Origin of the sequence: Methylobacter svalbardensis (assembly GCF_037671525.1) — a bacterium.
In the GTDB taxonomy this organism is placed as follows: domain Bacteria; phylum Pseudomonadota; class Gammaproteobacteria; order Methylococcales; family Methylomonadaceae; genus Methylobacter_A; species Methylobacter_A svalbardensis.
In genome coordinates this window covers 1-542 of record NZ_JAWPOH010000215.1, presented here as the reverse complement: position 1 = coordinate 542, position 542 = coordinate 1, and the positions used below count along the sequence as shown (strand labels likewise).

1 protein-coding gene is annotated in these 542 nt (G+C 41.7%); it reads left to right on the top strand.

The features are described 5' to 3' along the window. Window positions 1-348: 348 nt before the first annotated feature. On the top strand, window positions 349-542 hold a 194-nt coding region (locus RW114_RS20905), incomplete at its 3' end, for a hypothetical protein (protein ID WP_340124645.1).

The window sequence follows — 542 nt, the reverse complement described above, 5'->3', positions numbered from 1 at the left end:
AAGGCTTCAGGGGGCTATGTCAACGGACAGACGGTGGTTTTATTATTGTTGGTCACGCCGACCGTCACGCTTCCAGTAGGCTTTGCTTTTTACAGGCCCGATCCGGCGCTGACGGCATGGGGTAAAGGTAACTTCTCATTAGTTGCAGGTAACCATATTTATCAATGACTTATATCTTTTAAAATTCGCTAAAATTTGCTTTTTTTATTGCCTGCTAACCAGAAATCAATGAGTTACGATGGCTTGGTATTAAAGGAGGCTTGAATTTTCGATTTTTATGCACGGTAACCCATTGATTTATAATCTACCTGTGACTAATGAGAAGTTGCGGGTAAAGAAGATAAACGCTTGAAAAAAGAGGGTATGGCGAAAAAAGATCGTCCTGTTCAGATCGAGCGTGATAGCCATTATCCAACAAAAACGCAACTGGCTTTACGGCTGTTGCAAGCATTTAAGGATGCCCACGGTGATATTAAAATCAAAGCCGTGTTAGCCGATGCCTTATATGGTGAAGCGAATTTTATGGATAAAGCTTCACGGAT